The organism is Methylocystis heyeri (assembly GCF_004802635.2).
Lineage (GTDB): Bacteria > Pseudomonadota > Alphaproteobacteria > Rhizobiales > Beijerinckiaceae > Methylocystis > Methylocystis heyeri.
In genome coordinates this window covers 3,196,090-3,217,498 of the sequence record NZ_CP046052.1, presented here as the reverse complement: position 1 = coordinate 3,217,498, position 21,409 = coordinate 3,196,090, and the positions used below count along the sequence as shown (strand labels likewise).

The 21,409-nt window shown below is 62.6% G+C and carries 20 protein-coding genes and 2 tRNA genes; 7 read left to right on the top strand and 15 right to left on the bottom strand.

The window, feature by feature from the left end; genetic code table 11:
• Positions 1 to 107: 107 nt before the first annotated feature.
• Both H2LOC_RS14605 and rhuM read left to right on the top strand, forming a co-directional pair.
• A tRNA-Thr gene (locus tag H2LOC_RS14605) sits at positions 108 to 183 on the top strand.
• Positions 184 to 461: 278 nt separating this feature from the next.
• Positions 462 to 1,244: a RhuM family protein gene (gene rhuM, locus H2LOC_RS14600; RefSeq protein WP_202620471.1), complete on the top strand. Its 783-nt coding sequence runs from the start codon at positions 462 to 464 to the stop codon at positions 1,242 to 1,244.
• An 11-nt stretch (positions 1,245 to 1,255) separates the two neighbouring features.
• On the opposite strand, the gene H2LOC_RS14595 is transcribed toward rhuM, so the two are convergent.
• From H2LOC_RS14595 to H2LOC_RS14545, 11 genes are all read right to left on the bottom strand, one after another.
• Positions 1,256 to 1,477, bottom strand: coding sequence for a hypothetical protein (locus tag H2LOC_RS14595; RefSeq protein ID WP_154331676.1), 222 nt, complete (start codon positions 1,475 to 1,477; stop codon positions 1,256 to 1,258).
• Positions 1,478 to 1,750: 273 nt separating this feature from the next.
• The gene (cydX, locus tag H2LOC_RS14590; RefSeq protein ID WP_136497714.1) at positions 1,751 to 1,852 is read right to left on the bottom strand and encodes a cytochrome bd-I oxidase subunit CydX; all 102 of its coding nucleotides are present in this window, start codon (positions 1,850 to 1,852) and stop codon (positions 1,751 to 1,753) included.
• A 16-nt stretch (positions 1,853 to 1,868) separates the two neighbouring features.
• On the bottom strand, positions 1,869 to 3,011 hold the full coding sequence (gene cydB / locus H2LOC_RS14585; RefSeq protein ID WP_136497713.1) for a cytochrome d ubiquinol oxidase subunit II: 1,143 nt from the start codon (positions 3,009 to 3,011) through the stop codon (positions 1,869 to 1,871).
• A 12-nt stretch (positions 3,012 to 3,023) separates the two neighbouring features.
• Positions 3,024 to 4,583: a cytochrome ubiquinol oxidase subunit I gene (locus H2LOC_RS14580; RefSeq protein WP_136497712.1), complete on the bottom strand. Its 1,560-nt coding sequence runs from the start codon at positions 4,581 to 4,583 to the stop codon at positions 3,024 to 3,026.
• A 19-nt stretch (positions 4,584 to 4,602) separates the two neighbouring features.
• Positions 4,603 to 4,770 carry a cytochrome oxidase putative small subunit CydP gene (cydP, locus tag H2LOC_RS14575; protein WP_136497711.1) on the bottom strand — a complete coding sequence of 56 codons (168 nt, stop codon included), beginning with the start codon at positions 4,768 to 4,770 and terminating at the stop codon, positions 4,603 to 4,605.
• 182 nt (positions 4,771 to 4,952) lie between these two features.
• Positions 4,953 to 5,627 carry a Crp/Fnr family transcriptional regulator gene (locus H2LOC_RS14570; RefSeq protein WP_136497710.1) on the bottom strand — a complete coding sequence of 225 codons (675 nt, stop codon included), beginning with the start codon at positions 5,625 to 5,627 and terminating at the stop codon, positions 4,953 to 4,955.
• The gene (locus H2LOC_RS14565; RefSeq protein WP_136497709.1) at positions 5,624 to 7,102 is read right to left on the bottom strand and encodes a TolC family outer membrane protein; all 1,479 of its coding nucleotides are present in this window, start codon (positions 7,100 to 7,102) and stop codon (positions 5,624 to 5,626) included. Before H2LOC_RS14565 ends, H2LOC_RS14570 begins: the two co-directional genes overlap by 4 nt.
• 103 nt (positions 7,103 to 7,205) lie before the next feature.
• Complete coding sequence (locus H2LOC_RS14560; protein WP_136497708.1) at positions 7,206 to 8,501, bottom strand: NAD(P)/FAD-dependent oxidoreductase; 1,296 nt, start codon at positions 8,499 to 8,501, stop codon at positions 7,206 to 7,208.
• A gap of 71 nt (positions 8,502 to 8,572) precedes the next feature.
• A complete protein-coding gene (locus H2LOC_RS14555) occupies positions 8,573 to 8,782 on the bottom strand; it encodes a YgaP family membrane protein (protein ID WP_425487305.1) in 210 nt (69 codons plus the stop codon).
• A gap of 52 nt (positions 8,783 to 8,834) precedes the next feature.
• Positions 8,835 to 9,035: a YgaP family membrane protein gene (locus H2LOC_RS14550; protein WP_136497707.1), complete on the bottom strand. Its 201-nt coding sequence runs from the start codon at positions 9,033 to 9,035 to the stop codon at positions 8,835 to 8,837.
• Positions 9,032 to 9,421 (bottom strand): ArsR/SmtB family transcription factor, encoded by a 390-nt coding sequence (locus H2LOC_RS14545; protein WP_136497706.1) that lies wholly within the window; start codon positions 9,419 to 9,421, stop codon positions 9,032 to 9,034. The genes H2LOC_RS14550 and H2LOC_RS14545 overlap by 4 nt, the downstream gene beginning before the upstream one ends.
• Positions 9,422 to 9,478: 57 nt before the next feature.
• Here H2LOC_RS14545 and H2LOC_RS14540 point away from each other — a divergent pair, with 57 nt between their 5' ends.
• From H2LOC_RS14540 to H2LOC_RS14525, 4 genes are all read left to right on the top strand, one after another.
• Positions 9,479 to 10,474, top strand: a complete 996-nt coding sequence (locus tag H2LOC_RS14540; protein ID WP_136497705.1) for an efflux RND transporter periplasmic adaptor subunit — start codon at positions 9,479 to 9,481, stop codon at positions 10,472 to 10,474.
• Positions 10,471 to 13,734, top strand: coding sequence for an efflux RND transporter permease subunit (locus H2LOC_RS14535; protein WP_154331675.1), 3,264 nt, complete (start codon positions 10,471 to 10,473; stop codon positions 13,732 to 13,734). The genes H2LOC_RS14540 and H2LOC_RS14535 overlap by 4 nt, the downstream gene beginning before the upstream one ends.
• On the top strand, positions 13,701 to 14,069 hold the full coding sequence (locus H2LOC_RS14530) for a carboxymuconolactone decarboxylase family protein (protein ID WP_136497704.1): 369 nt from the start codon (positions 13,701 to 13,703) through the stop codon (positions 14,067 to 14,069). Before H2LOC_RS14535 ends, H2LOC_RS14530 begins: the two co-directional genes overlap by 34 nt.
• A 218-nt stretch (positions 14,070 to 14,287) precedes the next feature.
• Positions 14,288 to 14,629, top strand: a complete 342-nt coding sequence (locus H2LOC_RS14525; protein ID WP_136497703.1) for a rhodanese-like domain-containing protein — start codon at positions 14,288 to 14,290, stop codon at positions 14,627 to 14,629.
• A gap of 173 nt (positions 14,630 to 14,802) precedes the next feature.
• Here the strand turns inward: H2LOC_RS14525 and H2LOC_RS14520 are convergent, their stop codons facing one another.
• The 3 genes from H2LOC_RS14520 to H2LOC_RS14510 all read right to left on the bottom strand — a co-directional run bounded on the left by H2LOC_RS14520 (position 14,803) and on the right by H2LOC_RS14510 (position 19,789).
• Positions 14,803 to 16,599, bottom strand: a complete 1,797-nt coding sequence (locus H2LOC_RS14520) for a hypothetical protein (protein ID WP_136497702.1) — start codon at positions 16,597 to 16,599, stop codon at positions 14,803 to 14,805.
• A 547-nt stretch (positions 16,600 to 17,146) separates the two neighbouring features.
• Positions 17,147 to 17,977 (bottom strand): universal stress protein, encoded by an 831-nt coding sequence (locus H2LOC_RS14515; RefSeq protein WP_136497701.1) that lies wholly within the window; start codon positions 17,975 to 17,977, stop codon positions 17,147 to 17,149.
• Positions 17,978 to 18,325: 348 nt separating this feature from the next.
• Positions 18,326 to 19,789: a (Fe-S)-binding protein gene (locus H2LOC_RS14510; protein WP_136497700.1), complete on the bottom strand. Its 1,464-nt coding sequence runs from the start codon at positions 19,787 to 19,789 to the stop codon at positions 18,326 to 18,328.
• Between the two features lie 210 nt (positions 19,790 to 19,999).
• Here H2LOC_RS14510 and H2LOC_RS14505 point away from each other — a divergent pair.
• Positions 20,000 to 20,076: transfer RNA gene (locus H2LOC_RS14505), tRNA-Arg, on the top strand.
• Between the two features lie 698 nt (positions 20,077 to 20,774).
• Here H2LOC_RS14505 and H2LOC_RS14500 read toward each other — a convergent pair.
• Complete coding sequence (locus H2LOC_RS14500; protein ID WP_246206842.1) at positions 20,775 to 21,278, bottom strand: TetR/AcrR family transcriptional regulator; 504 nt, start codon at positions 21,276 to 21,278, stop codon at positions 20,775 to 20,777.
• Positions 21,279 to 21,409 lie beyond the last annotated feature (131 nt).

Sequence of the window (21,409 nt, the reverse complement as noted above, 5' to 3'; positions counted from 1 at the left end):
TTTCGAAAATTGCGCACAAGGCGGGCCATTTCCCAAGTCGCCGCTTGAAAAAGCGCCGCGGCCCCGATATGAGAGGCTCGTCTCGGGCGTCTTCGACGCCGGGCAACGCCGCAATAGCTCAGTCGGTAGAGCACCTCATTCGTAATGAGGGGGTCGGGGGTTCGAATCCCTCTTGCGGCACCACCTCCTTTGTTGAACCGAAAATAGAGCCGCCGGTCTGTTCCTGGAGCGTTTCCAGCAGAAGTGGATGCGCGACGCGATGGAACTCGTCGACCAGTCGCCATCGACGAGTTATGGAAATCGCTTTTGCATAACGCTTTTACCGGAAAGCTATAGCCATGAACGAGTCGGACGGGCGGCAAACGGAATTCCTGCTGTATCAAGCATAAGACGGCCGGACGCGCATCCAATGCCGTTTCGAGGGCGAGACGCTATGGCTCACGCAGGCGCAAATTGCCGAATTGTTTCAGGTCACGCCTCAGAATGTTACGCTGCATCTCAAAGCGATTTTCGCGGAAGGGAAAATCGAGGAGGCGGCAACTTGTAAGGAATACTTACAAGTTCGACCCGAAGGGATCCGGGAGGTTTCCCGTCGGCTTCGTCACTACAGCCTTCCCGCCGTCCTCGCGGTCGGCTATCTCGTGCGCAGCCATCACGGCACGCAGTTCCGCCAGTGGGCGACCCATGGCCATACGGCGGCGGAGATTGTCCACGGCCGAGCCGACGCCGGCAAGCCCCGCATGGGGCTGACCGTCACCCGTGCGGGCGGCGTCATTCGAAAGGGCGACGTCGCCATCGCCAAGAATTATCTCGCGCCAGACGAACTCGAAGCGCTCAACCGCATCGTTTCGGCCCATCTCGAATTTGCCGAATTGCAGGCCTTGAACCGTAAGCCGATGAAGATGCGGGATTGGATCGCGAAGCTCGACGATTTCTTGCGGCTTTCCGGCCGGGAATTGCTCGGCCACGCCGGAAAAATATCGGCCGAACAGGCGCGGGCGAAAGCCGAAACCGAATATGAAAAATATCGCAAGGCGATTGACGCGCAACCGCGCCCGGTGGACGCCGTTTTCGAGGCGGCGGCGAAGAAGCTGGCGGAACTCAAAAAGCAGAGCCCATCGAAGCGGCGAACGGCGCTGAAAAAAGCGCCGGCGAATGAACGAAGCGGAAATTCGGGCCGGCGGCAGGCGGCGCGGCGCATTATCCTCCTGCCCCGCAGTGCGCGCCCAAGGCCTTTGCCCTGATCGCAAAGCGCTTAATCCCTATGCAGGTCCAAGTCTGTCGACCGGCCTTTTTCGGTGACCGCTATTTTGGCCGTGCGCTCGCCCGTGCGCTTCAGCACAGCCGTTCCTGCTGGAAAGGCGAAGGACAGGGTTCGGCCATCCTCGGAAAATTTCGGGCTCTCGGCGTCGAAATAATCATTGCGCCAGTAAAAGCCGATCACCGTGGCGCCGACAATGATCACCTGCGCGGTCACGCCGTTTCGGGCCCCGCCCCATGTCCCGTCGAGACCTTGCTTTTCTGCGCCCCTGCCAGCAGAGACGTATAGAAACGCCGCTCCAAGACCCAGGCAGAAAGACCGGCGGCGCATTGGCCCTTTGTCGGTTCGCGCAGGCTTCACGATTAACCTCCTGGATCGGCGCATGGTAACCAAGCGTGTTTACGGTCTCTTTGCAACCCCGCGCCTGGATCGTGCGACGCCGCGCCTTGGGCCGGCGCGGCGTTCTTTAGGGCGCATTCGCGAGAAGCGTCATTTCTCCTCGCTGTATTCCTCGATCTCGAGCCACATGGCGTTGAGGATCGCGAAGGCGCAGGCGAGGCCGAGGCCCAGAATCCAGGAAAAATACCACATCGAAGCGCTCCTTGTCTCAATAGGCGTAGTCGTCGCCGCTCGTGACCGCGGCTTCCTTGACGACCCCGCGAAACACCCGAAACGCCCAGGCCGTGTAACTGAGGACGATCGGCAGGAAGACCAGCGCCACGAACAGCATCAGTTTCAGCGTCGCCGGGCTCGAAGAGGCGTCCCAAACCGTCAGGCTGTGGCTCGGATGGCTGGACGAGGGCAGCAGGAAGGGGAACAGGCTGAAACCCGCCGTCGCGATCACGCCGGCGATGGCGAGGCTGCTCGACAGGAGGGCCGTCCTGGCCGCCTGCGCCCGCAGCGCCAGGATCGCCGCCGCAGCCCCGAGATAGGCGAGGACCGGGGCGATGAGGCTGAGCGGCTGGCGGCCGTAATTGGCGAACCACGCGCCATGCGCGCGCGCGACGGTCTTGAGCAGCGGGTTGGAGGGGCCCGACATGTTTATGGCGCTGCGCACCGCATAGCCGTCGACGCCGAGCGCGATCCAGACTCCCGCGATCGAGAACAGCAGGACGAGGGCGATAGCGGCTCCGACCCCGAAGCGTCGGGCGCGCTCGGCGGGCGCGCCTTCGGTCTTTACGGCGAGGTAGCTCGCGCCCTGCATGACCAGCATGGCTATGCTGACGAGGCCGCACAGCAGCGAGAAGGGATTGAGCAGGCCGAGCAGGCCTCCCTCATAGACGAGCTGCAGGTTGCGGTCGAAATAAAACGGCGCGCCGAGCAGCAGATTGCCGAAGGCGACGCCGAACACCAGCGAGGGCAGGACGCCCGAGACGAAGAAGGCGTAGTCCCAACCCGTGCGCCAGAGCGCCGAGTGGAGTTTTGACCGGAAGGTCAAAGCCACCGGGCGGATGATGAAGCCGACGAGCACCAGCATCATCGCAAGGTAGAAGCCCGAGAAAGAGGCCGCGTAAAGCAAAGGCCAGGCGGCGAAGACGGCGCCGCCGCCGAGCACCAGCCAGATTTGATTGCCTTCCCACACCGGGCCGATCGCGTTCAGCGTTATGCGGCGCTCGCCGTCGCTACGCGCGACGAAAGGATGCAGCATGGCGACGCCGAGATCGAAACCGTCCATGATGGCGAAGCCGGTCAGAAGCACGCCCAGCAGCCCCCACCAGACGAGGCGCAAAGTTCCGTAATCGAGGGACATGGCCTTTTCTCCTCACTGCGCGGCGACGGGCGCCAGAGCCGGCGGCTCGACTTCCCCGGTTTTGGTTTCGGGACCGATGCGGACATATTTGACGATCAGCGAGACGTCGATGATCGCGAGAACGGAATAAAACAGCACGAAGCCGAGAAGGCTCGCCCAGACATTGCTGGCCGGAATGTTGGAGGCGCCGAGGAAAGTCGGCATGACGCCGTCGATGATCCACGGCTGGCGGCCGTATTCCGCGACGATCCATCCGAGCTCGGCCGCGATCCACGGCAGCGGCAGGCTGTACATCACGGTGTACAAAAACCACCGCGTGCTCTTCAAGCGTCGCCGGCTCGAGAGATAGAAGGCGAAGCCGAACAGCGCGATGAAATAGAATCCCAGCGCCACCATGATCCGGAACGACCAGAACAGCGTCGGCACGTCGGGGATGGTCGACAAGGCCGCCTCGTGAACCTCGTCGATGGTCGCGTTTTCGATGTCGGGACGGATGCGTTTCAGAAGAAAGGCGTATCCCAGATCCTTCATCGAGCCTTCCAGCTCGGGCGGAACGGCCGCCTCTCCGCCGGCGTGTTCCCCGATCCAGCGATAGGCCGGCAAGCCGTTGCGGACGCGCTGCTCGGCCCCCGCGACCAACGGCTTGATGCCCTCCACGGGCTTGTCGATCGACCTCGTGGCGATAAGGCCGAGAAGCCAGGGGATTTTCACCTCATATCTGGTGGTTTCGCTGGCGACGTCGGGCATGCCGAACAAGGTGAAGGAAGCGGGCGCGGGCTCGGTTTCCCACATGGCTTCGATCGCCGCGATTTTCATCTTCTGGTTTTCGCCGGCGGTATAGCCGCTCTCATCGCCGAGCACGACCACCGAAAGCGCCGAGGCGAGGCCGAAACTGGCGGCGACGACCACCGAGCGGCGCGCGATGTCCCTGTGCAATCCGCGCAGCAGATAGTAGGCGCCGATCGACATGACGAAGACCGCGCCGGTCACATAGCCGGCGCTGACCGTATGCACGAATTTGGATTGCGCCACGGGATTGAAGAGAACTTCGGCGAAGGAGGTGAGCTCCATGCGCATCGTCTGCGGATTGAAGTGCGATCCCACCGGATTCTGCATCCAGGCGTTGGCGACGAGAATCCACAGCGCCGAGAGATTGCTCCCGAGGGCGACCAGCCAGGTCACGACGAGATGCTGCACCTTGCTCAGACGCTTCCATCCAAAGAAGAAGAGACCGACGAAAGTCGCCTCCATGAAGAAGGCCATCAGGCCCTCGATGGCGAGCGGGGCGCCGAAGATGTCGCCGACGTAATGCGAGTAGTAGCTCCAGTTCGTGCCGAACTGAAACTCCATGGTGACGCCGGTCGCGACGCCCATCGCGAAGTTGATTCCGAACAGCGCGCCCCAGAATTTCACGGTGTCGCGCCACACCGTGCGTCCCGTCATCACATAGACGCTCTCCATGATGGCGAGGATCCAGGCGAGCCCGAGCGTCAGAGGCACGAACAGGAAGTGATAAAGCGCTGTCAGCGCGAACTGCAAACGCGACAGCGTTACTATGTCGAGTTCCGGCATTAGGGTCTCCTGCGAAATTTCACTGCCGCGCGGGCGTTTGCGCGTCGAGCAGAAAGGACGTCATCGTTTCGGGCGTAACCTTCGTCCGCCGCCCATGGTCGAAAAACAGGAAATACAGCACAGCGATCGCCGCCGCCTTGAAGGCGAGCGCCGCTGCGATTTCGCGTGCAAGGGATCGTCGGATCATTTGTCAGCCTCTTGATTTTGTTACGGCGCGACTCTGCGAACCGACCCGAACGCCTTGCGAAATGGGCGCGACGGCGCCGCTGCGTGCGCATCGCCGCCGCGTCGCGCTTGCGCGGGGAATTCACGGAGCGAATGGCATGCGCGACATTGCGCGCGCGCCGCTCGCCTGTCCGAGACATGGTCTCACTTGCTCTCGGCGAGAACGAGTAAAGCCTCGGAATTCAAAACCTCGATGACGCCGCGAGAGAGTTTCACCCAGCCCGAACGCTGGAAGGTCAGAAGCGCGCGACCGATGACCTCGCGCGCCGTGCCGAGATCGACGGCGAGCGCCTGCTGCGTGGTCTCGATGCGCCTGTCGCCGTTCATCATCGACAGAAGCCTTTGCGCCAGACGGACGTCGATCCGCGTGCAGAGGATTTGTTCGATTTTCGACATCAGCATCATCAGCCGCCGGCTATAGCCTTCGAAGACCAGAGCGCGAAACGACGACGATCTGTCCATGAGATCCTTGAAGACTCGCGCCGATAGAAGATAGGCGACGACTTCGGTTTCCGTGACCGCCTCGGCTTCGTAGACCTCGGAAGCGAGCAGGCCGGCGATGGTGAGGATGCAGGTCTCATTCTGCTGTACCCGGTAAAGGATGATCTCGCGGCCGCTTTCCGTAACCCGCTGGACACGAATCGAACCCGAGAGAACCAATGGGAACTGAGCGCTGCAATCGCCGGGCCGAAAGATGGTGCGTCCCTGTGGAATGATGACGCATACGGCGTTTCGTCGCAGCGTTGCCTTGGTCTCCTCGTCGAGGTTGCTCAACGAGGGAAGCGACTCGGTCCAGACCGGGCCGGATTCGCCGCTCATCTTCCGTCCGACGTGTCGAGGCCGAACCATTTGTCCTTGACCTCTTCGTAATGAATTTCGGGATCGTACAATGCTGCGTCGAGATTCAGATCGCCGGCGGTGAGCCGCCCGATCGCCGCCAGCGCGGCGTAGGACGCGACGACGCGATCATGCTGGGCGATGACGAGATTGACGCGGGCCGCCACCAGCGCCTGATGCGCGTTGAGGACGTCGAGCGTGGTTCGCTGACCCACCCGCGCCTCCTGACGCACGCCCCAGAGCGACTTCTCGGCGGCCTTCACGGCGGCCTGGCTGGAGACGATCGAGGTCTTCGCCGCCTCCAGCTGGGCGAAGGAGTCGGAGGCCATGGCGCGCACGTTCTCGCGGGCGAGATCGACGCCGAGGCGCGCCTCGCTCAACTGCTCCTTGGCCTGGCGTATCGAGGCGTATTCCGAGCCGCCCTGGTAGAGCGGGATGTTGAGGCTCCCGGTCGCCGCCGCAGCGAACTGCCGCGTTCCCGGCCAGCCGAGGAAGGAGTCCCATTGGGGAGAAACCTGAGCATTGAGGGAAACGGTCGGCGACAATGCGCTTTCCGCGACTTTCACCGCATGTTCCGCAGCATCGACCTGATGAAGAGCCGAGATCACGCTGGGATGCTGCGCAACGGCCATCGTCTCGGCCGATCCGGCGGAACGGGGGAGCAGCTTCTCCGCGCTCGCCGCGGGCTCGAGATGTCTGGGTTCGACGCCGACGATCCGGCGATAGGCCGACATGCTCATTTTCAGCATGGCCTGCGCGTTGTAGAAATCCGAGCGCCCTTGCTCCAGCGCGGCCTCCGATTGAGCCACGTCGGTCACGGTGACTTCGCCGACGCGGAAACGCTCGCGCGTCTGCCGCAACTGCTCCGTGAGCACGGCGATGTTGTTCTTGCGCAGAGCGGTTATCGCCGTGTCGCGCAGGACGTCCATATAGGCTTTCACGCCGCTTTGAAGGATCGTCTGCTCGTTGACGGAAAGGCCGGCGTGGGCGGAAAGAGCGCCGGATTCGGCCTGTCGCGCAGCGCTCGCGGTGCGCCCGCCGTCGAACAGCGTCTGCGAGACGTTCAGCGCGGCGCCGCGAGGATAGCCGATGAATTCGTCGGCGTAATAGGCGCGCTGCCCCAGATTGTTTCGCCCCGAAGGAATCTTCACGGTGGAGTATTGCGGTCCGGCGGAAGCAGTGACGCCGGCTTTCGGCCGCATACCGGAAAGCGCCTTGGTGGTTTCCTCGTCGCGCGCGCGAACCGAAGCGCGTCTCTGGTTGAGCTCGGGATTGTTCTGATAAGCGCGCGCCAGCGTCGAATAGAGGGTCTCGGCCGAACTCGCATGGGGCGCGGCGATCGGAGCCGCCCCGACGGCGAGTGCGAAGCATTTGGCCAATCTTCGCCGCAGTCGTCGCTTCCGGCCCGGCGCCGGTTCTCGCGCGAGTTTCGCAAGCCGCGGCGCAATGCTTCCCATCCTGCTCAGCTCCCCAGCGCAAATAGCCCTGACATGGCGACACGGGCGCAGGCGCCCGTGTCGTTTCAACTTCAGCGAAGGCTTACGCGTTCGCGCGTCCCCGTCAAGCGTGTTTGCCGCGCAGACGAACGATGCCGAACAATTTCATGATGAAGCGCTCGTAGAAGGGCTCCGCCTGTCCCTGACGCACTTTGCGCAGGAAGTAGATTTCGTAGGCCGCCTTGGCGAGATGCACCCAATATCCCTTTCCGGACCAGTTCACATTGCGCGGCGGGATTTGAGGCTGGGCGACGAAGGCGATGCCGCTGTCGCCGAAGTCCGCAAGGCAGACGGCGTTCCACGTGCCTTCGTGAGTCGGCTCCTTGCCGGCGACGAGATCGCGGATGTTATGGGCCGCCGCGGTGCACATCGATTCGATCATGTAGCCGGTCTTGGGCATCCCGACGGGCACGGGGGTCGCTTCGAACGGCGGCAGCGCCACGCAGACTCCAACCGCGAAGATATTGGGATATCTGGCGTTGCGCTGCTTGCGGTCGACGGTCACGAAACCGCGCGGGTTGGTCAGTCCCTCGATCCAGGCGCCATTGTCGTCCTTCAGGCAGTCGACGCCGCGAAAGGCGGGCAGCATCATCGTGAAGGAAGTGGGAATCTTATGCGTCTTCTTGACCGAGCCGTCCTCGTTGAGTTCCGTCGCCTCGATGGAGTCGGCGTTCACCCGGTCGATCTTGGCGTTGGTGACCCATTTGATGTCGCGATCGCGCATGATCGATTCGAGCATGCCTTTGGTGTCGCCCACGCCGCCGAGACCCAGATGGCCGATATAGGGCTCGGAAGTGACGAAGGTTATCGGCACGCGGTCGCGAATCTTGCGCTTGCGCAGGTCGGAGACGACCGTGAGCGCATATTCATAGGCCGGTCCGAAGCAGGAGGCGCCCTGAACCGCGCCGATCACGATCGGGCCGGGATTCTGGCAGAACTTCTCCCATTCCTCGCCTGCGGCGCCGGCGTGGTCGACGTGGCAGACAGATTTGGTGTGGCCGTTGGGACCGAGGCCCTCGATTTCGTCGAAGGCGAGATGGGGCCCGGTCGCGACGACGAGATAGTCATAGGAAAGCGAGGTCCCGTCGTTGAGATCGACCCGATTTTCGGAGGGGCGAACCCGCTTCGCGCCGGCCGAGGTGAAGCCGATCTTGCGCTTCCTGAAGATCTCGGGAAGACTGACCTTGATGTCGCCGGGCTTGCGCCACTTGACCGCGACCCATGGATTGGAGGGCACGAACTGGAAGTAATCCGTTTGCGACACCACCGTGATGTCGGCTTTTTTTCCCAGAAGATCCTTGAGCTCGAAAGCCAGCGGGACGCCGCCGATGCCGGCGCCCAGAACGACGATTTTGGTCATGAGCGTTTCTCTTCCATTTTAGTCACTCTTTTTGGTTCGGGGTCGCCGAAGCGCCCCGACGTTATTCGACCTCAGCGGCGCGGGCAGGTGCTCAGGCCGACGACGCTGTAGAGAGGACATACGCCCGCCAGCGCGGTGACGAGGGGAATCAACCCGAACCAACCCACCCAGTTCCAGCCGGTTTCGGGCATTCCCAATTTGAGCGCATAAGCGAGCAGCGCGAGGCCGATGACGACGCGCGCGGCGCGGTCGACGGCGCCTACGTTTCTGGTCATGTTCATTGTCATATCTCCCTCAGATGAGATCAGGCGTAGAGCGATGTGCGACCCGGCGTTAAAAAGCCGCGCCGGGCTTGCAGCCGAATTTCTTCAAGATCAGAGCGAGCGGGCAAAAGCCCGTGAAGGCCGCCTGCAACAAATTGGCGCCGACAAAGGCTGCGAGGAGCAGCCAGGCCGGGCCGAAAAACTGCGCGAGCGCGAGGCTGGCGAGGATCATGACCCCCGCGAAGGCCATGACAATGCGATCGATGCTCATCTCGTTTGTCCTTTCGATCCAACCGATCTCAGTCCGCAACGCGCCTTTTCGCCGGCCCGTGAAGCGGGAAGCGGCCTGCCGTCGGGCGAGCCTTGCGAACAGAACAATTCGTCGAGGAGATCGATCATTCGCACGACCTTTCCATTGGCCAGCGAATAGAAGATCGCCTGCGACACCCGCCTCGTCGTGACGAGCTTGTCCCTGCGCAGCCGCGAAAGATGCTGGGACAGCGACGACTGAGGCAGATCGAGCGTCTGGAGGAGTTCGCCTACCTGGCGCTCGCCCTTGCTCAGTTCGCACAAAATCATCAGCCGGTGCCGGTTGCTCAGCGCCTTCAGGAATGCCTCGGCTTGCGTGGCGTTGGCGGCGAACTCGTGTAATTTCATGCTTGCTAAATTACATATTACGAATATATATGTCAAACGGTTTTCGAGGGAGGGGCGATGCCACAGGGATTCAAAGTTCCGGTCGAGGTCTGCGCGAGGGTCATCCTCTTGGCGTTCGGCCTCGCAGGCGAGCTCGCTTTGGCCGGGGAAATACCGGTGCGGATGGAAACGGCGGACGACCTCAAGGCCGTGGTCGCAACGGTCGAGCCTGTGCATCTTCTGGCGCTCCGCGCTCGTATCGGCGGCACCGTATCATCCTTGAAGATCAAGGAAGGAGACAGAGTCTCATCCGGCGAGGAAATCGCGAAGGTCACCGACGAAAAGCTGTTCTTGCAGACGCAGGCGCTCGATCAGCGCATTCGCTCGCAGCAGGCTCAGCGGGACAAGGCCAAGGCCGATTTCGATCGCGCCAAGGATCTGCTGTCCCGCGGCGTCACCACCAAGGTTCTGTTCGATCAGGCCAAGACGGCGCTCGACGTCGCCGAGCGGACTCTGGCGGCTATGAAGAACGACCGCGGCGTGATCGAGCAGCAGGCGGTCGAAGGCGGCGTAATCGCCTCCGCGGACGGCCGCGTGCTCACGGTTCCGGCTGCTGTCGGGCGCGTGGTGATGCCCGGCGAAACCATCGCGACCGTGGCCGAGGATCGCTACATCCTCCGGCTGGAGTTGCCGGAGCGCCACGCCAAGTTTGTGCGCGCCGGCGACAAGGTGCAGATCGGCGGACGCGGCGTCGAAGAAGACGCCGGAGGGCAGCGCGCGAGCGGGCGCGTGCGCATCGTCTATCCCGAAATCAAGGGTGGCCGCGTGATAGCCGACGTCGAGGTCGAAGGGCTCGGAGATTATTTCGTCGGCGAACGGACGCGGGTTTACGTTCCAACCGGAAAGCGCAACACGATTTTCATTCCGCGCGAGGCGGTCTACCGGCGCGCTGGGGTCGATTTCGTGCGGCTCGCCAACAATGGCGAAGTGGCCGTCCAGACCGGCGAGCTTCGTGGAAAACAGATTGAAATTCTTTCGGGCCTCAAAGAAGGCGATGTGGCGGTGAGCCCATGAAGCTCGGCTTTTCCGGAGCGCTGACGCGCGCCTTCATCGGCTCGCCGCTCACCCCTTTGCTGCTGATCGCCTCGCTGCTCGTCGGGCTCATCGCCCTGCAGGCGCTGCCGCGCGAAGAAGAACCCCAAATCTCCGTGCCGCTGGTCGACATCGTGGTGCCGACCAATGGTTACAAGGCCGAGGATGCCATCGACCTCGTCACCCGTCCGCTCGAGGATCTCATCAAGAGCGTCAACGGCGTCGAGCATGTCTATTCGCAGACCCAGGACGACAATGTCGTTGTAACCGCGAGATTCTTCGTCGGCACGCCGCAGGACAACGCCGTGCTGCGGGTTCACGACAAGATCAGAGCCAATATAACCGGCCTGCCCAAGGGCATCCGCGAGCCGCTGATCGTCGGGCGCGGCATCGACGACGTCGCCATAGTGGTGCTCACGCTGTCGGCGAAGCCCGAGCGCGCCGCGGACTGGACGGATAACGGGCTCTATCAGGTCGCCGAGGAGCTCCAGCACGAACTGACCAAGGTCGACAATATCGGCCTTACCTATATCGTCGGCGGCAGCCCCAACCAGATCAGGGTCGAACCCAATCCCGAGCTGCTGTCGCTTTACGGCATCACTCTCAACCAGCTCATCGACAAGCTCACCAACGCCAACCGTTCTTTCCTGGTCGGCTCCTTCCGGGACAAGGACAGCTCGATTTCCGTCGTCGCGGGTCAAACCCTCCAGGGGGTTCCGGATATCGGCCTGTTGCTTCTGACCTCGCGCGACGGGCGGCCGGTCTATGTCAAGGATGTCGCGAAGGTGAGCGTGGGCGCGGCGCAGCCGGAGCATTTCGGCTGGACCATGACGCGCGGGCCGAAAGGGGAAATGGAAAAGCGTCCCGCGGTGAGCCTTGCGATCGCCAAGCGCAAGGGCGCCAACGCCGTCGTGATGGCCGAGGAGATTCTGCACCGCCTCGAGATCGTCAAAGGCCGGATCATTCCCGAGGATCTCGACGTCGCCGTGACGCGAAACTACGGAGAGACGGCGAGCGAAAAGGCGAACGAGCTCCTGTTTCACCTTGCTCTCGCGACCCTTTCCATCGTCGCTCTGATTGTCCTCCTGGTCGGCTGGCGCGAAGGCGTCGTCGTCTTCGTGATCATTCCGACGACGATCCTGCTCACCATGTTCGCATCTTACATGATGGGCTACACGATCAACCGCGTCAGCCTCTTCGCGCTCATCTTCTCGATCGGCATTCTCGTCGACGACGCCATCGTCGTCGTCGAGAACATCGTGCGCCATTGGCAGATGCGGGGCGACCGCGGCCTGGTCGAGACCGCGATCGAGGCCGTCGCCGAAGTGGGCAACCCGACCATCGTCGCGACCTTGACCATCGTTGCGGCCCTGCTGCCGATGCTCTTCGTGTCCGGCCTGATGGGGCCCTATATGAGCCCGATTCCGGCGAATGCGTCGCTGGCCATGGTGTTCTCATTCTTCGTCGCCATGACCATCACGCCCTGGCTGCTCATGAAGATCGCCCGCACGCGCTTCGAATCGGGCGAGGCCCATGGTCACGAGGAGCACGATCCCGGCGTGATGGGCCGCTTTTACGCGGGGATCGCCTCGCGCATGCTGCGTGGCCGGGAGGGGTCGAAACGCTTTCTGCTTTTCGTGGGCCTCGCGACGCTCGCAGCCTTGATGCTTTTCGCGACCAAGAGCGTGCGCGTGAAGCTGCTGCCTTTCGACAACAAATCCGAGCTCGCCGTGGTGGTCGATCTGCCGCGCGGGGCTTCGCTCGAGGCGACGGATCGCCTGCTCACGGCGGCGGCGGAGCGGCTCAAGGACCTGCCGGAGCTGACCTCGGTCCAGTCTTACGCCGGCACGGCGGCGCCGTTCAATTTCAATGGCCTCGTCCGCCATTATTACATGCGTTCGGCTCCCTATATGGGCGATCTCGCCGTCAATCTGCTGCCCAAGGACGAGCGCAAGCGGGCGAGCCACGCCATCGCGCTGGACATCCGCAAGAGGCTCGAGGGGATCGACAAGCCGGAGCATACCGCGATCAAGGTCGTCGAAGTGCCGCCCGGCCCGCCGGTGCTCTCGACGCTGCTCGCGGAGATCTACGGCCCGACGGCCGATGCGCGCCGCGCGCTCGCCGGCCGCGTGCGCAAGGCCTTCGAGTCGGTCGATTTCATCGTCGACGTCGACGACAGTTTCGGCGTGCGGGAGGAGCGTCTCCGCTATTCGATCGACCAGGAGGCGCTCGAATTTCACGGCGTCCAGGAACAGGCGGTCTACGACACGATCGGCGCCTTGGTCGGCGGCGTCAAGATCGGCTACTCCCAGAGGGGCGGCGGAGCCAAACCCGTCGATATCACGGTGGCGCTGCCGCGCTCCGCCATGGCGGTGAACGAGCGCATTCTCTCCACGCCGCTGCCCGCCGGCGGCACGGTTCGCCAGGGCGCCAATGTGGAGCTCGGAGACGTGGTCAAAATGACGCGCGAACTCGGCTCCTATCCGATCTTTCGCCGAGACGGCCGCTTCGCCGAGATGGTCACGGCGGAGCTCGCGGGACGTTTCGAAGCGCCGATCTACGGAATGTTCGCCGTGGAGGACGCGATCGACAGGCTGGATTGGGGCACGGAAGGCGCTCCGACCATCAAATATCACGGCCAGCCGCTCGACGACGCCAAGCCGACTCTGCTGTGGGACGGCGAATGGGAAGTCACTTACGTGACCTTCCGCGACATGGGCGCGGCCTTCATCGTGGCGCTGCTCGGCATCTATCTGCTTGTCGTGGCGCAATTCGGCTCGTTCAAGCTCCCGCTGGTCATCCTGGCGCCGGTGCCTCTGACGCTGCTCGGCATCATGGTCGGCCATTGGCTGTTCAACGCGGCTTTCACCGCCACCTCGATGATCGGCTTCATCGCGCTCGCCGGCATCGTCGTGCGCAACTCGATCCTGCTGGTCGATTTCATCCGGCATCTTCGGGAGAAAGGCTTGCCGCTGCGCGCGGCGCTGGTCGAGGCGGGCTCGGTGCGCTTCAAGCCGATCTTCCTCACCGCGGCGGCGGCGATGATCGGAGCCGCCTTCATTCTCACCGATCCGATCTTCCAGGGATTGGCGATTTCGCTCGTGTTCGGTCTCGCTTCGTCTACCGCCCTGACGCTGCTGGTGATTCCCGCCATCTATGTCGTGCTGCGCGACGACGAGCCGCACGATGAACCAAAGGAGAAAAAACAATGGTCCAGGCTCTTCAGGATTGGCCGGAGCTGACGAAGCTCCTCTCCGCCGACGTTCGCAATCTGCGGGTCGGCGCGCCCGACGTCATGAAGGCTTTCGGCGCGATGGCGATGTCGGCGAGCGCGACCGGGGCGCTCGACGCCAAGACCAAGGAGCTCATCGCGCTCGCGATCGGCGTCTCCACCCGCTGCGACGATTGCATCGCCTTCCACAGCAAGGCCGCAGTCGAGAAGGGCGCGACGCGCGAGGAAGTCCTGGAGACGCTCGGCATGGCGATCTACATGGGCGCGGGTCCCTCCGCGATGTACGCGAGCCATGCGCTCGCGGCCTTCGACCAGTTCGCCCAGGCTAAAGCTACGGCGGCTTGATAAGCCCGAACGGGACTGGGGCCTCTTCCTCCATCGGACAATGGGAAGGCCCTGAGTTTGCTAGAGCGTTTCCAGCCGAAGCGGAAGCCGGTTCGGGGTGGGACACGCGTTAAGGCAGAAGTTGAGCGCGCGTTGGAGCGGAAATCACAAAGCCGGAGCGCAATTTCGTAGCAAGCGCGTGTCGTGATGCGAATGCGCTCCAAACCAAGGAGAAACAAATGTCGCTGGGCAGCATTCTTTCGCAGATTTCCGGAGGCGCGGCGCCGACCATAGAGCATGACGATTTCGCGCGCGTCGTCGCAGACAAGAGCAGATCGATCGTCGACGTCCGCGAACCTCAGGAATACGCTGCGGGCCATGTCCCGGGAGCGATCAGCATGCCGCTTTCGAGCTTTTCGCCGGCGCAGCTTCCGAAGGGCAAGCCCATCGTTCTGATCTGCCAGGCGGGCGGTCGCTCCGCAAAAGCCTTGCGTCAGGCCATCGACGCCGGTTGCAAGGACATATGCCACTATGCGCCGGGCACGGGAGGGTGGCGGGCCCGCGGCGGAAGCGTGGCGTGAGCGCATGACGAAAGACAGGCGCGCAGGAGCAGTCCCGTGCGGAGGCAAACAAACAAAAACCCCGCCGCAGAACGGCGGGGTTCGCTCGCGTCGGCTTTTCGGAGCCGGCGCTCTCTCTCTTCGGGCGCACTTCTTTCCGTCGCCTCAGCGGAAGATGCGCGCCTTGCTTCGACTCAAGGCTGGGCGGCGCTGGTGAACTTGCTGTAGCCGATCCTCGTCCGCCAGTTGTTGCTGCCGCCGGCATACATGCCGGAGAAGGCCATGCCGGGCGTGACCGGCACATGTCCGTCGCCCGGAAGATAGGCGACGCCCGCCGGGGCGACGGCGTTGTAATCGCCCCACCGGCCCTGGCTGTAATAGGCCTGCCCGGTCGCAAGGAAGATGCCGTTGTCGGCGAAGGTCGCCGGCGTTTGCGAGGCGCGCTGCGAAATATAGGCGAGGCTGGGATAGTAGGCGGTGGTGCTGTAGGAGAATACGGTCGTTACATTGCCTTCGAGATCCGGCTGCTGGACCGGATAAAAGGCCGACTTCGTGCCGCCGTAGTTCAGAACCGTCTCGTTCAGCATTCTGGCCCCTGTGACCTGGGGGCAGAGATTGGTGTAAGAGCCGGTGCACCTCGAGTCATTGGCGTTCAGTGACGGCTGGACGCGATAGAGGATCGATTGCACTCCGCCCGCTCCGTTGGACGGGGCGATGGCGGCGTAAATCGAGCCCGAGAGATAGGTCGCCTCGCCCGAGATGCGAAGGTCGCCGGAATCGATGGTGTTGGCGCCGCCGGGCTGGGTTGCATTCGGCGGCTGCGAATAGTTGTTCCCCGTGCCCAATACGTAAGCCGACAGCTCCGGGCTCGGTCCTCCGGACACAAATCCGAAGGGATTTGAAATCGCCCAAACGGCGAGGCCGTTGCAGCCGGAGGAGCAGAAGAAGTTGCGCGATCCGATCAGATATTCGGCGCGCGGATTGTCATAGGGGCTCCAGACGTTGACCGGCTGGGTGGTGTCGGTGGGATGTCCGTCCCACTGCGTGTTGAAGATGTACCAGAAGCTAAAACCCTGGCCGTTGTACATCGCGGCTTTGGGCAATATCAGCCATTCCTCGTTGAGAAAATGGCCGGTGTCGTTGGAGAAGAGGTTGGACGCCAGATAAATGGCGCCGGGATAGGCCGTGCCCGAACCGATCGGATAGGTCGCCGCCCGGTCCTGGCCGACGCGGGGATAGTCGGGAAGCGCGCGGCTCGCGCTCGGAACCGACAATCTCCAAGTGTACCAGCCGCCGGTGGGATCGTCGCTCGCGCTGACGGCGATGTCGTAATTATTGCTGTTGCCGCTATCGCTGTCGAGCGCGGTGACAATGAAGCGGTGGTTGTAAAAATCATAGAGCGCGCGCGGGTCGCTCATAAAAGTGCCCGAAGGCAGGTTGAAGAAGTCATAGAGGTTCTTCGGGCCGAGCAGCCGGGAACCGCTTATGCTCCAGACCGACAGACATTGGTTCACGCCCTGAAGCACCGGGCTGGGGCCGTCGCCGACCGCCAGAGCCTGATCCGCCGGCGTCCAGCCGCTGCAGAGCTCGAACTCGGCGTCCCCTTCGAAGCTTATGCTGGCGCCTGGGGTATTGGGCGTGATCCCGTCGGACGGCGGCGTCGGCTCTCCGGACAGCGTCGTCGCCGCCGGATTTGCGCCCGGGAGCGCGGCCTGCGCTTTGATCGCCGCTAATTGGCTGGCGGAAAAAACCGTCTTCGGCCGCCACGCTTTCTTGACCGGGCCGGGGTTTGCGGCGGTGATGGTGGGCAGGTCCCGCAATATCACCTGCCGCGCGGCTCCGGCGGAGGCAGGTCCGCCGCGCACGCTCGAGACGTCGAGAGGCGCGCCGGTGATCGCCTCCTGCGATTGTGCGGTTCCGGTCCCGCAGACGGCCGCCAGGAGAGTGGCCGCCGTCACGCCAAAGATATTCTTTTCAAAGTTCTTTCGCATTTCTTCCTCCCAACGCGACCAGGCGCCGATCATCGACGCCGACCGACTTTGGATATCGAATCAACCGCTTATGACGCCGCGAGGCCGGCCCCGCCGGCCGGCGAAATCGCCTCGCTGTTCCTCATGCCGACGAACTACCACTAACGTATATTTAAGAATTATCCAGGCCTCAAACCCTGTCAAGGCTGCAATGGGACGAAAACGTATCGTATTAAGATGTAAATCTCATAACCGTATAAATATACTATGCAAACTGGAATCGCAAAAATCGAGGCAGTGCAGACTTTTACGTGACCATTGGATTCGCGTTTCGAGAGAAATATACCTGTCGGCGCAGATATTACCTGAATATGACTCATTTGAGGCGGTGCGGCGCGAGATCAAATCCGGATAATCAACCTGTTGATGTGGGGTTCGGAATTTCCGACTGTAAAATGCAGAGTTGCGATATTACTGACAGCAGTGGCTGTCTTTCGACCACCCGGAACCGCAACGCCGCCATATATAGCTGAACACCCACGTTGCGGCCAGAGTTCACGACCTTCCGTCAGACGCGGTATTGCTTGCCCGGTATCGCCAGAACCGGGCAGGGAGCTTCGCGCAACACCCTTTCCGTCGTGCTGCCTCTGACATCGTCGAACAGGCCTCGGTGGCCCGCCGTCGCCATGACGATCAGATCCGGAGGGCTCTGGTCGGCGATTTCCAGGATCGTCTCGAGCACCGGTCCGCTCAGCAGTTCGACATGGGGCAGGAGATTGCCGAAGGTCGGCAGGGTTTCGCCGACATGAACGACCCGGAATTCAGCAGTGGGCTCGAGCAGCCGCACCAGATTGGAGGCGACGCCCCAGGCGTGCATGGGACCAACCTCGGCCGCGACCGGCATCAGCACGCGTCGGAGCCTTATGGCGCCGGTGGCTTTATCGACGAATCCGTCGTCGCCTTCGCGCAGGAACAACGCCGGCGCATGCGCCAGTCTCGCGCTGGCCTCCGCGAGCGAGCCGATGAACATGCGTTCCAGCCAGCTCAAGGCGTGGGTCATCAGCACCAGAAGGTCGCAATTATGCTGCTCGGCGTAGCCGCCCACGGCCTGGGCGACGTCGCTGGCTTCGGTCTTGGCGTTGATCAGCCTCACGCCGAGCTTCGACTCGATTTCCGCAGGGGCGGCGCCGGGCTCGAGCATTTTCCACCGGGCCAGGGCCTCCGACGGGTTCGGGAAGCCTTCCGCGTCCGCCGGACCAGAGCGGTCGTCGACATGAAAGAGATGCAAAGCCGAACGCGTCGCAACCGCAAGGCGAAGCGCGTGAACGAAGGCCGTATTGTTGCTTTGCGAGAAATCGGTCGGGTGCAGGATGCTGGTGACCGCCGGCTGCTCCATCATAGCCCCCTCGAACCGTCCGCAAGCCGTAACCCCAAGCGGCCCTGCGCGATCAAGGCCCGCTCCAGCTTTTAATGTTAGTGCGCTACAGTCCGCCCGACCAGCAGGGGAGGCGATTTTGTCGCAGCTTCGGCTTCGCGCGCGCCGGCTTGTGGGCCGATTTCGGCGCCTCCAAATTCGGGCGCAGCCCTCTGCGCGTTCGGTTTAAACACAGTCGAACGCGCTCCAAATCTCATTGACGGAGCATGTTCCTTTCCAAAAACCGCTTCGCACTTTTTGGGAACATGCTCCATATCCGCAAAACAGAGGCGAAATCATATGGAGACCGTAAAGGCCGGGCTGAGCCCGCTTTCAGGGCGCGACGCCGGCGAGAGCGTCCCGCAGCACCAGGGCGATATGTCTCGCCTTACGCCCGCTGCCGTGTTCGATCTGGTGGCGGCAGGAAAACCCGTTGGCGATCAGCGGCGCGTCTTCCGCCGCGGCGCGCACCGCGGGCAGCAGCGCGAGCTCGGCCATCTGCATCGAGGCTTCGAAATGTTCGGCCTCCAGGCCGAAGCTCCCGGCCATGCCGCAACAGCTCGTTTCCACGACTTCATAGGCAAAGCCCGGAATCCAGCTCAAAACCTTGCGCGTCGCCTTCATCGCGCCGAAGGCCTTTTGGTGGCAATGGCCATGCACCAGCGCCTTCGGCAGGTTTGAGGGTTTCAGATCGAGCCGCAGGCCGTTGTTCTGATGCTCGCGGGAGAGAAACTCTTCGAAGAGGTAGAGCTGCTTGCCGAGGTCTCCGATCTCCGGGCCGAGGCCGAGGCTGTAGAGCTCGTCGCGCAAGGACAGCAGGCAGGAAGGCTCCAGTCCGACGATCGGCGTCTTGGCGGCGATCTCGCCTCGGAACGCTTCCAGCACCCGTTTGGCTTCGCCCCGCGCTTTTTCCACCATGCCGGTGGTGAGATAAGTGCGCCCGCAGCAGAGCGGACGATCGGGTTCCGCATCCGTCGGGGCCGGACGGGCGATGCGCACGCGGTAGCCGGCGCGCTCCAGAACCTCCAGGGCGGCTTCCGCGATGTGAGGGTCGAAATGATGACAAAAGGTGTCGACGAAAAGGATGACCTCGCCCCGCGCGGCCGCGGCCTCACTCATCGGCGCGTTGTGCGAAAAAGCCTGCGGCGCGGGCTCGGGGATCACGCGGCGGGCGCTTATGCCGAGGGTTTTTTCCGCGAGCCGGGCTATCGGCCAGAGGCGGTTGCGCAGGCGGATGGCGAGGCGCAGCAGCGGGCGATGACGCCCCGCCCACTCCGGCACGCCGCCGAAGAGCCGGGTGCGCAGCGGCACGCCCTTCACCTCGTGGCGCTGGGCGAGATATTCGGTTTTGATCAGCGTCATGTCGACGGCGCTGGGGCATTCCTTCTTGCAGGCCTTGCAGGAGACGCAGAGATCCATCGCTTCGTCGAGGCGGGGATCGGCGAAGGCGCTCTTGGAGTGTTTTCGAGCGAAGCTGATCCCGGTTCGCGTGAAGAAAACACGTTCAAACAGGAAGCTTCGGCGTCTTTCCGGTTCCGTCCGAACCGCAGAGGCGTCGCCGTCGCCGTCGTTGAGCGCCGCCTTGAAGGCGGCGACGCGCGCCTCGGTGGAGTGTTTGCGGTCGCCGGTGATGCGGTAGCTCGGGCACATGACGCCCTTTGCGGTCTTCTGGCAGTCGCGGCTGTGCATGCAAACCGCCACGGCCTTGGCGTAATTGCCCCCCGTCGCGGGAATGCCGGAATAGGCGTCGCCGATGCCGTAGGTGTCGTAGGCCGACCAATCCAGAAAAGTTTTCATGACGCGTCCAGTCCCCGCCGGCGGAAAGCAATATGGGGGCCAGACTGGCGGGGGAGGCTGTCGGCAGCGCGGCCGGCCGAAAATCCGCCATGAGGTCGATAATCGACAAAAAGCTGAATTGGCGCTCTTGCCATTCATGCTGGTTACGGCTAAACGAACTACGCGCCGGCGCGCTGGACCCCTTCGGGGTCAAAAACGCCGCCCGCGCATGCGCCCGTAGCTCAGCTGGATAGAGCACCAGACTACGAATCTGGGGGTCAGAGGTTCGAATCCTTTCGGGCGCGCCATTAAAATCAACAACGTATGCAGGCTGGACCGTTCTAAATCTCGATTAAGAACGGCAAAAGTGTAGGGTCGGTTCGCCGAGTCAAAACGCGCATTCGGTGAACTGAAAAGTGCGCGAGCTCCGAAGCCATCGGTTCCCAGTCTTGCCAAGGTTGGGTTCGAGGGTTCGAATCCCTTCGCCCGCTCCAGAAAAAACACTGAAAGTCAGAGCATTATGAAAAGGTCGCCGAAAAGCGGCCTTCCCGCTTTTGAGGCGTGGTGTCCACTGGTCCCTCCGTGGCGAAAGCCGTCAGCGGCTTCCGCTGTGGGGGCCTGGGCTCTTCTGCTTCGCCTATGCCGATCCCGCTAGTCCCTCACGTTGGTCGCGTGATTCACCGGCGCCACAGGAGCGCATTACAGATCGCGGCAACGTTCTGGTCGGCGGAACTGGCACGGGGAATCGCGCGTTCCTTCTTTGGCACTCGGATCGTCATGCTTTCGCACGGTGCGCGCCGCGGCACGGCGGATGCTGTCGCGAAATGGGGCTGTGCCTTTGCAGGGCTCATCGCCTCGCTCATCATGCTGGGAATGTGCGGCTTGCGGCTTCAATTCCTCTAGCGCCGAAGCGTTTCATCGCGCGCCTTGCGAACTGGTCCGGCTGCCAAAGTATGCCGTTGTGGTCTGAACGTGTTTTGCTGCTCAAGGGCAGGGCAATGAATAACTATTGACTGCCTGAGAAGCGATTTTGGGCAGTCACTGCATCGAATGCCGCCAGGAATGTCGTAACCGCAGCCTCGAGCCTAGCTTGATCGACGCCGTCTCTTGCCTGCACGGAAAGGCCGTGAAGCAAGGTCGCGCAACAGTCCCCAAGAGCTGTTGAATCGACCTCGCGTCCGATTTCACCGGCTGTTTTGGCCTTTTCCAAACGCTCGATGATGGACTGGGTTCGCGCTTTACGATGGTCAGACAGCCACTGCCCCAAGCCTGCGTTTTCCGGCGAGCAATTTGTTGCCGCCGAAACTACCATGCAACCCCTGCGAGCTGGCGTGTAAAGAGCGATCGCCGCGCGGAACATTTCCTCGAGTGTGGATCGGATGTCTTTGGCGCCGGAAAGCGCCTGGTCGGCGAAGCTGCCTTCATTCGTTTCGTAGAGTGCGACTGCCTCGCGAAACAGCGCCTCCTTCGAACCAAAAGCCGCGTAAATCCGCGCGGAGGCGATGCCCATTACGTCTACCAGGTCCGCCCGAGCCGAAAGGCCCATGAGCCGGATCGCATTTCCGGGCTTGCGATTGCGAGGTGATGAATGGGCGACATAGGGTTTATTGGATTGGGCGCCGAATAACAGACTAAAAATTA

Bases quoted from the DNA above. Each gene is read 5' to 3' on its own strand.
- cydX (WP_136497714.1), bottom strand. From the start codon at position 1,852: ATGTGGTATTTTTCCTGGATTCTGGGCCTCGGCCTCGCCTGCGCCTTC.
- cydB (WP_136497713.1), bottom strand. From the start codon at position 3,011: ATGTCCCTCGATTACGGAACTTTGCGCCTCGTCTGGTGGGGGCTGCTG.
- H2LOC_RS14580 (WP_136497712.1), bottom strand. From the start codon at position 4,583: ATGCCGGAACTCGACATAGTAACGCTGTCGCGTTTGCAGTTCGCGCTG.
- cydP (WP_136497711.1), bottom strand. From the start codon at position 4,770: ATGATCCGACGATCCCTTGCACGCGAAATCGCAGCGGCGCTCGCCTTC.
- H2LOC_RS14570 (WP_136497710.1), bottom strand. From the start codon at position 5,627: ATGAGCGGCGAATCCGGCCCGGTCTGGACCGAGTCGCTTCCCTCGTTG.
- H2LOC_RS14565 (WP_136497709.1), bottom strand. From the start codon at position 7,102: ATGGGAAGCATTGCGCCGCGGCTTGCGAAACTCGCGCGAGAACCGGCG.
- H2LOC_RS14560 (WP_136497708.1), bottom strand. From the start codon at position 8,501: ATGACCAAAATCGTCGTTCTGGGCGCCGGCATCGGCGGCGTCCCGCTG.
- H2LOC_RS14555 (WP_425487305.1), bottom strand. From the start codon at position 8,782: ATGAACATGACCAGAAACGTAGGCGCCGTCGACCGCGCCGCGCGCGTC.
- H2LOC_RS14550 (WP_136497707.1), bottom strand. From the start codon at position 9,035: ATGAGCATCGATCGCATTGTCATGGCCTTCGCGGGGGTCATGATCCTC.
- H2LOC_RS14545 (WP_136497706.1), bottom strand. From the start codon at position 9,421: ATGAAATTACACGAGTTCGCCGCCAACGCCACGCAAGCCGAGGCATTC.
- H2LOC_RS14540 (WP_136497705.1), top strand. From the start codon at position 9,479: ATGCCACAGGGATTCAAAGTTCCGGTCGAGGTCTGCGCGAGGGTCATC.
- H2LOC_RS14535 (WP_154331675.1), top strand. From the start codon at position 10,471: ATGAAGCTCGGCTTTTCCGGAGCGCTGACGCGCGCCTTCATCGGCTCG.
- H2LOC_RS14530 (WP_136497704.1), top strand. From the start codon at position 13,701: ATGGTCCAGGCTCTTCAGGATTGGCCGGAGCTGACGAAGCTCCTCTCC.
- H2LOC_RS14525 (WP_136497703.1), top strand. From the start codon at position 14,288: ATGTCGCTGGGCAGCATTCTTTCGCAGATTTCCGGAGGCGCGGCGCCG.
- H2LOC_RS14520 (WP_136497702.1), bottom strand. From the start codon at position 16,599: ATGCGAAAGAACTTTGAAAAGAATATCTTTGGCGTGACGGCGGCCACT.
- H2LOC_RS14515 (WP_136497701.1), bottom strand. From the start codon at position 17,977: ATGATGGAGCAGCCGGCGGTCACCAGCATCCTGCACCCGACCGATTTC.
- H2LOC_RS14510 (WP_136497700.1), bottom strand. From the start codon at position 19,789: ATGAAAACTTTTCTGGATTGGTCGGCCTACGACACCTACGGCATCGGC.
- H2LOC_RS14500 (WP_246206842.1), bottom strand. From the start codon at position 21,278: ATGGGCATCGCCTCCGCGCGGATTTACGCGGCTTTTGGTTCGAAGGAG.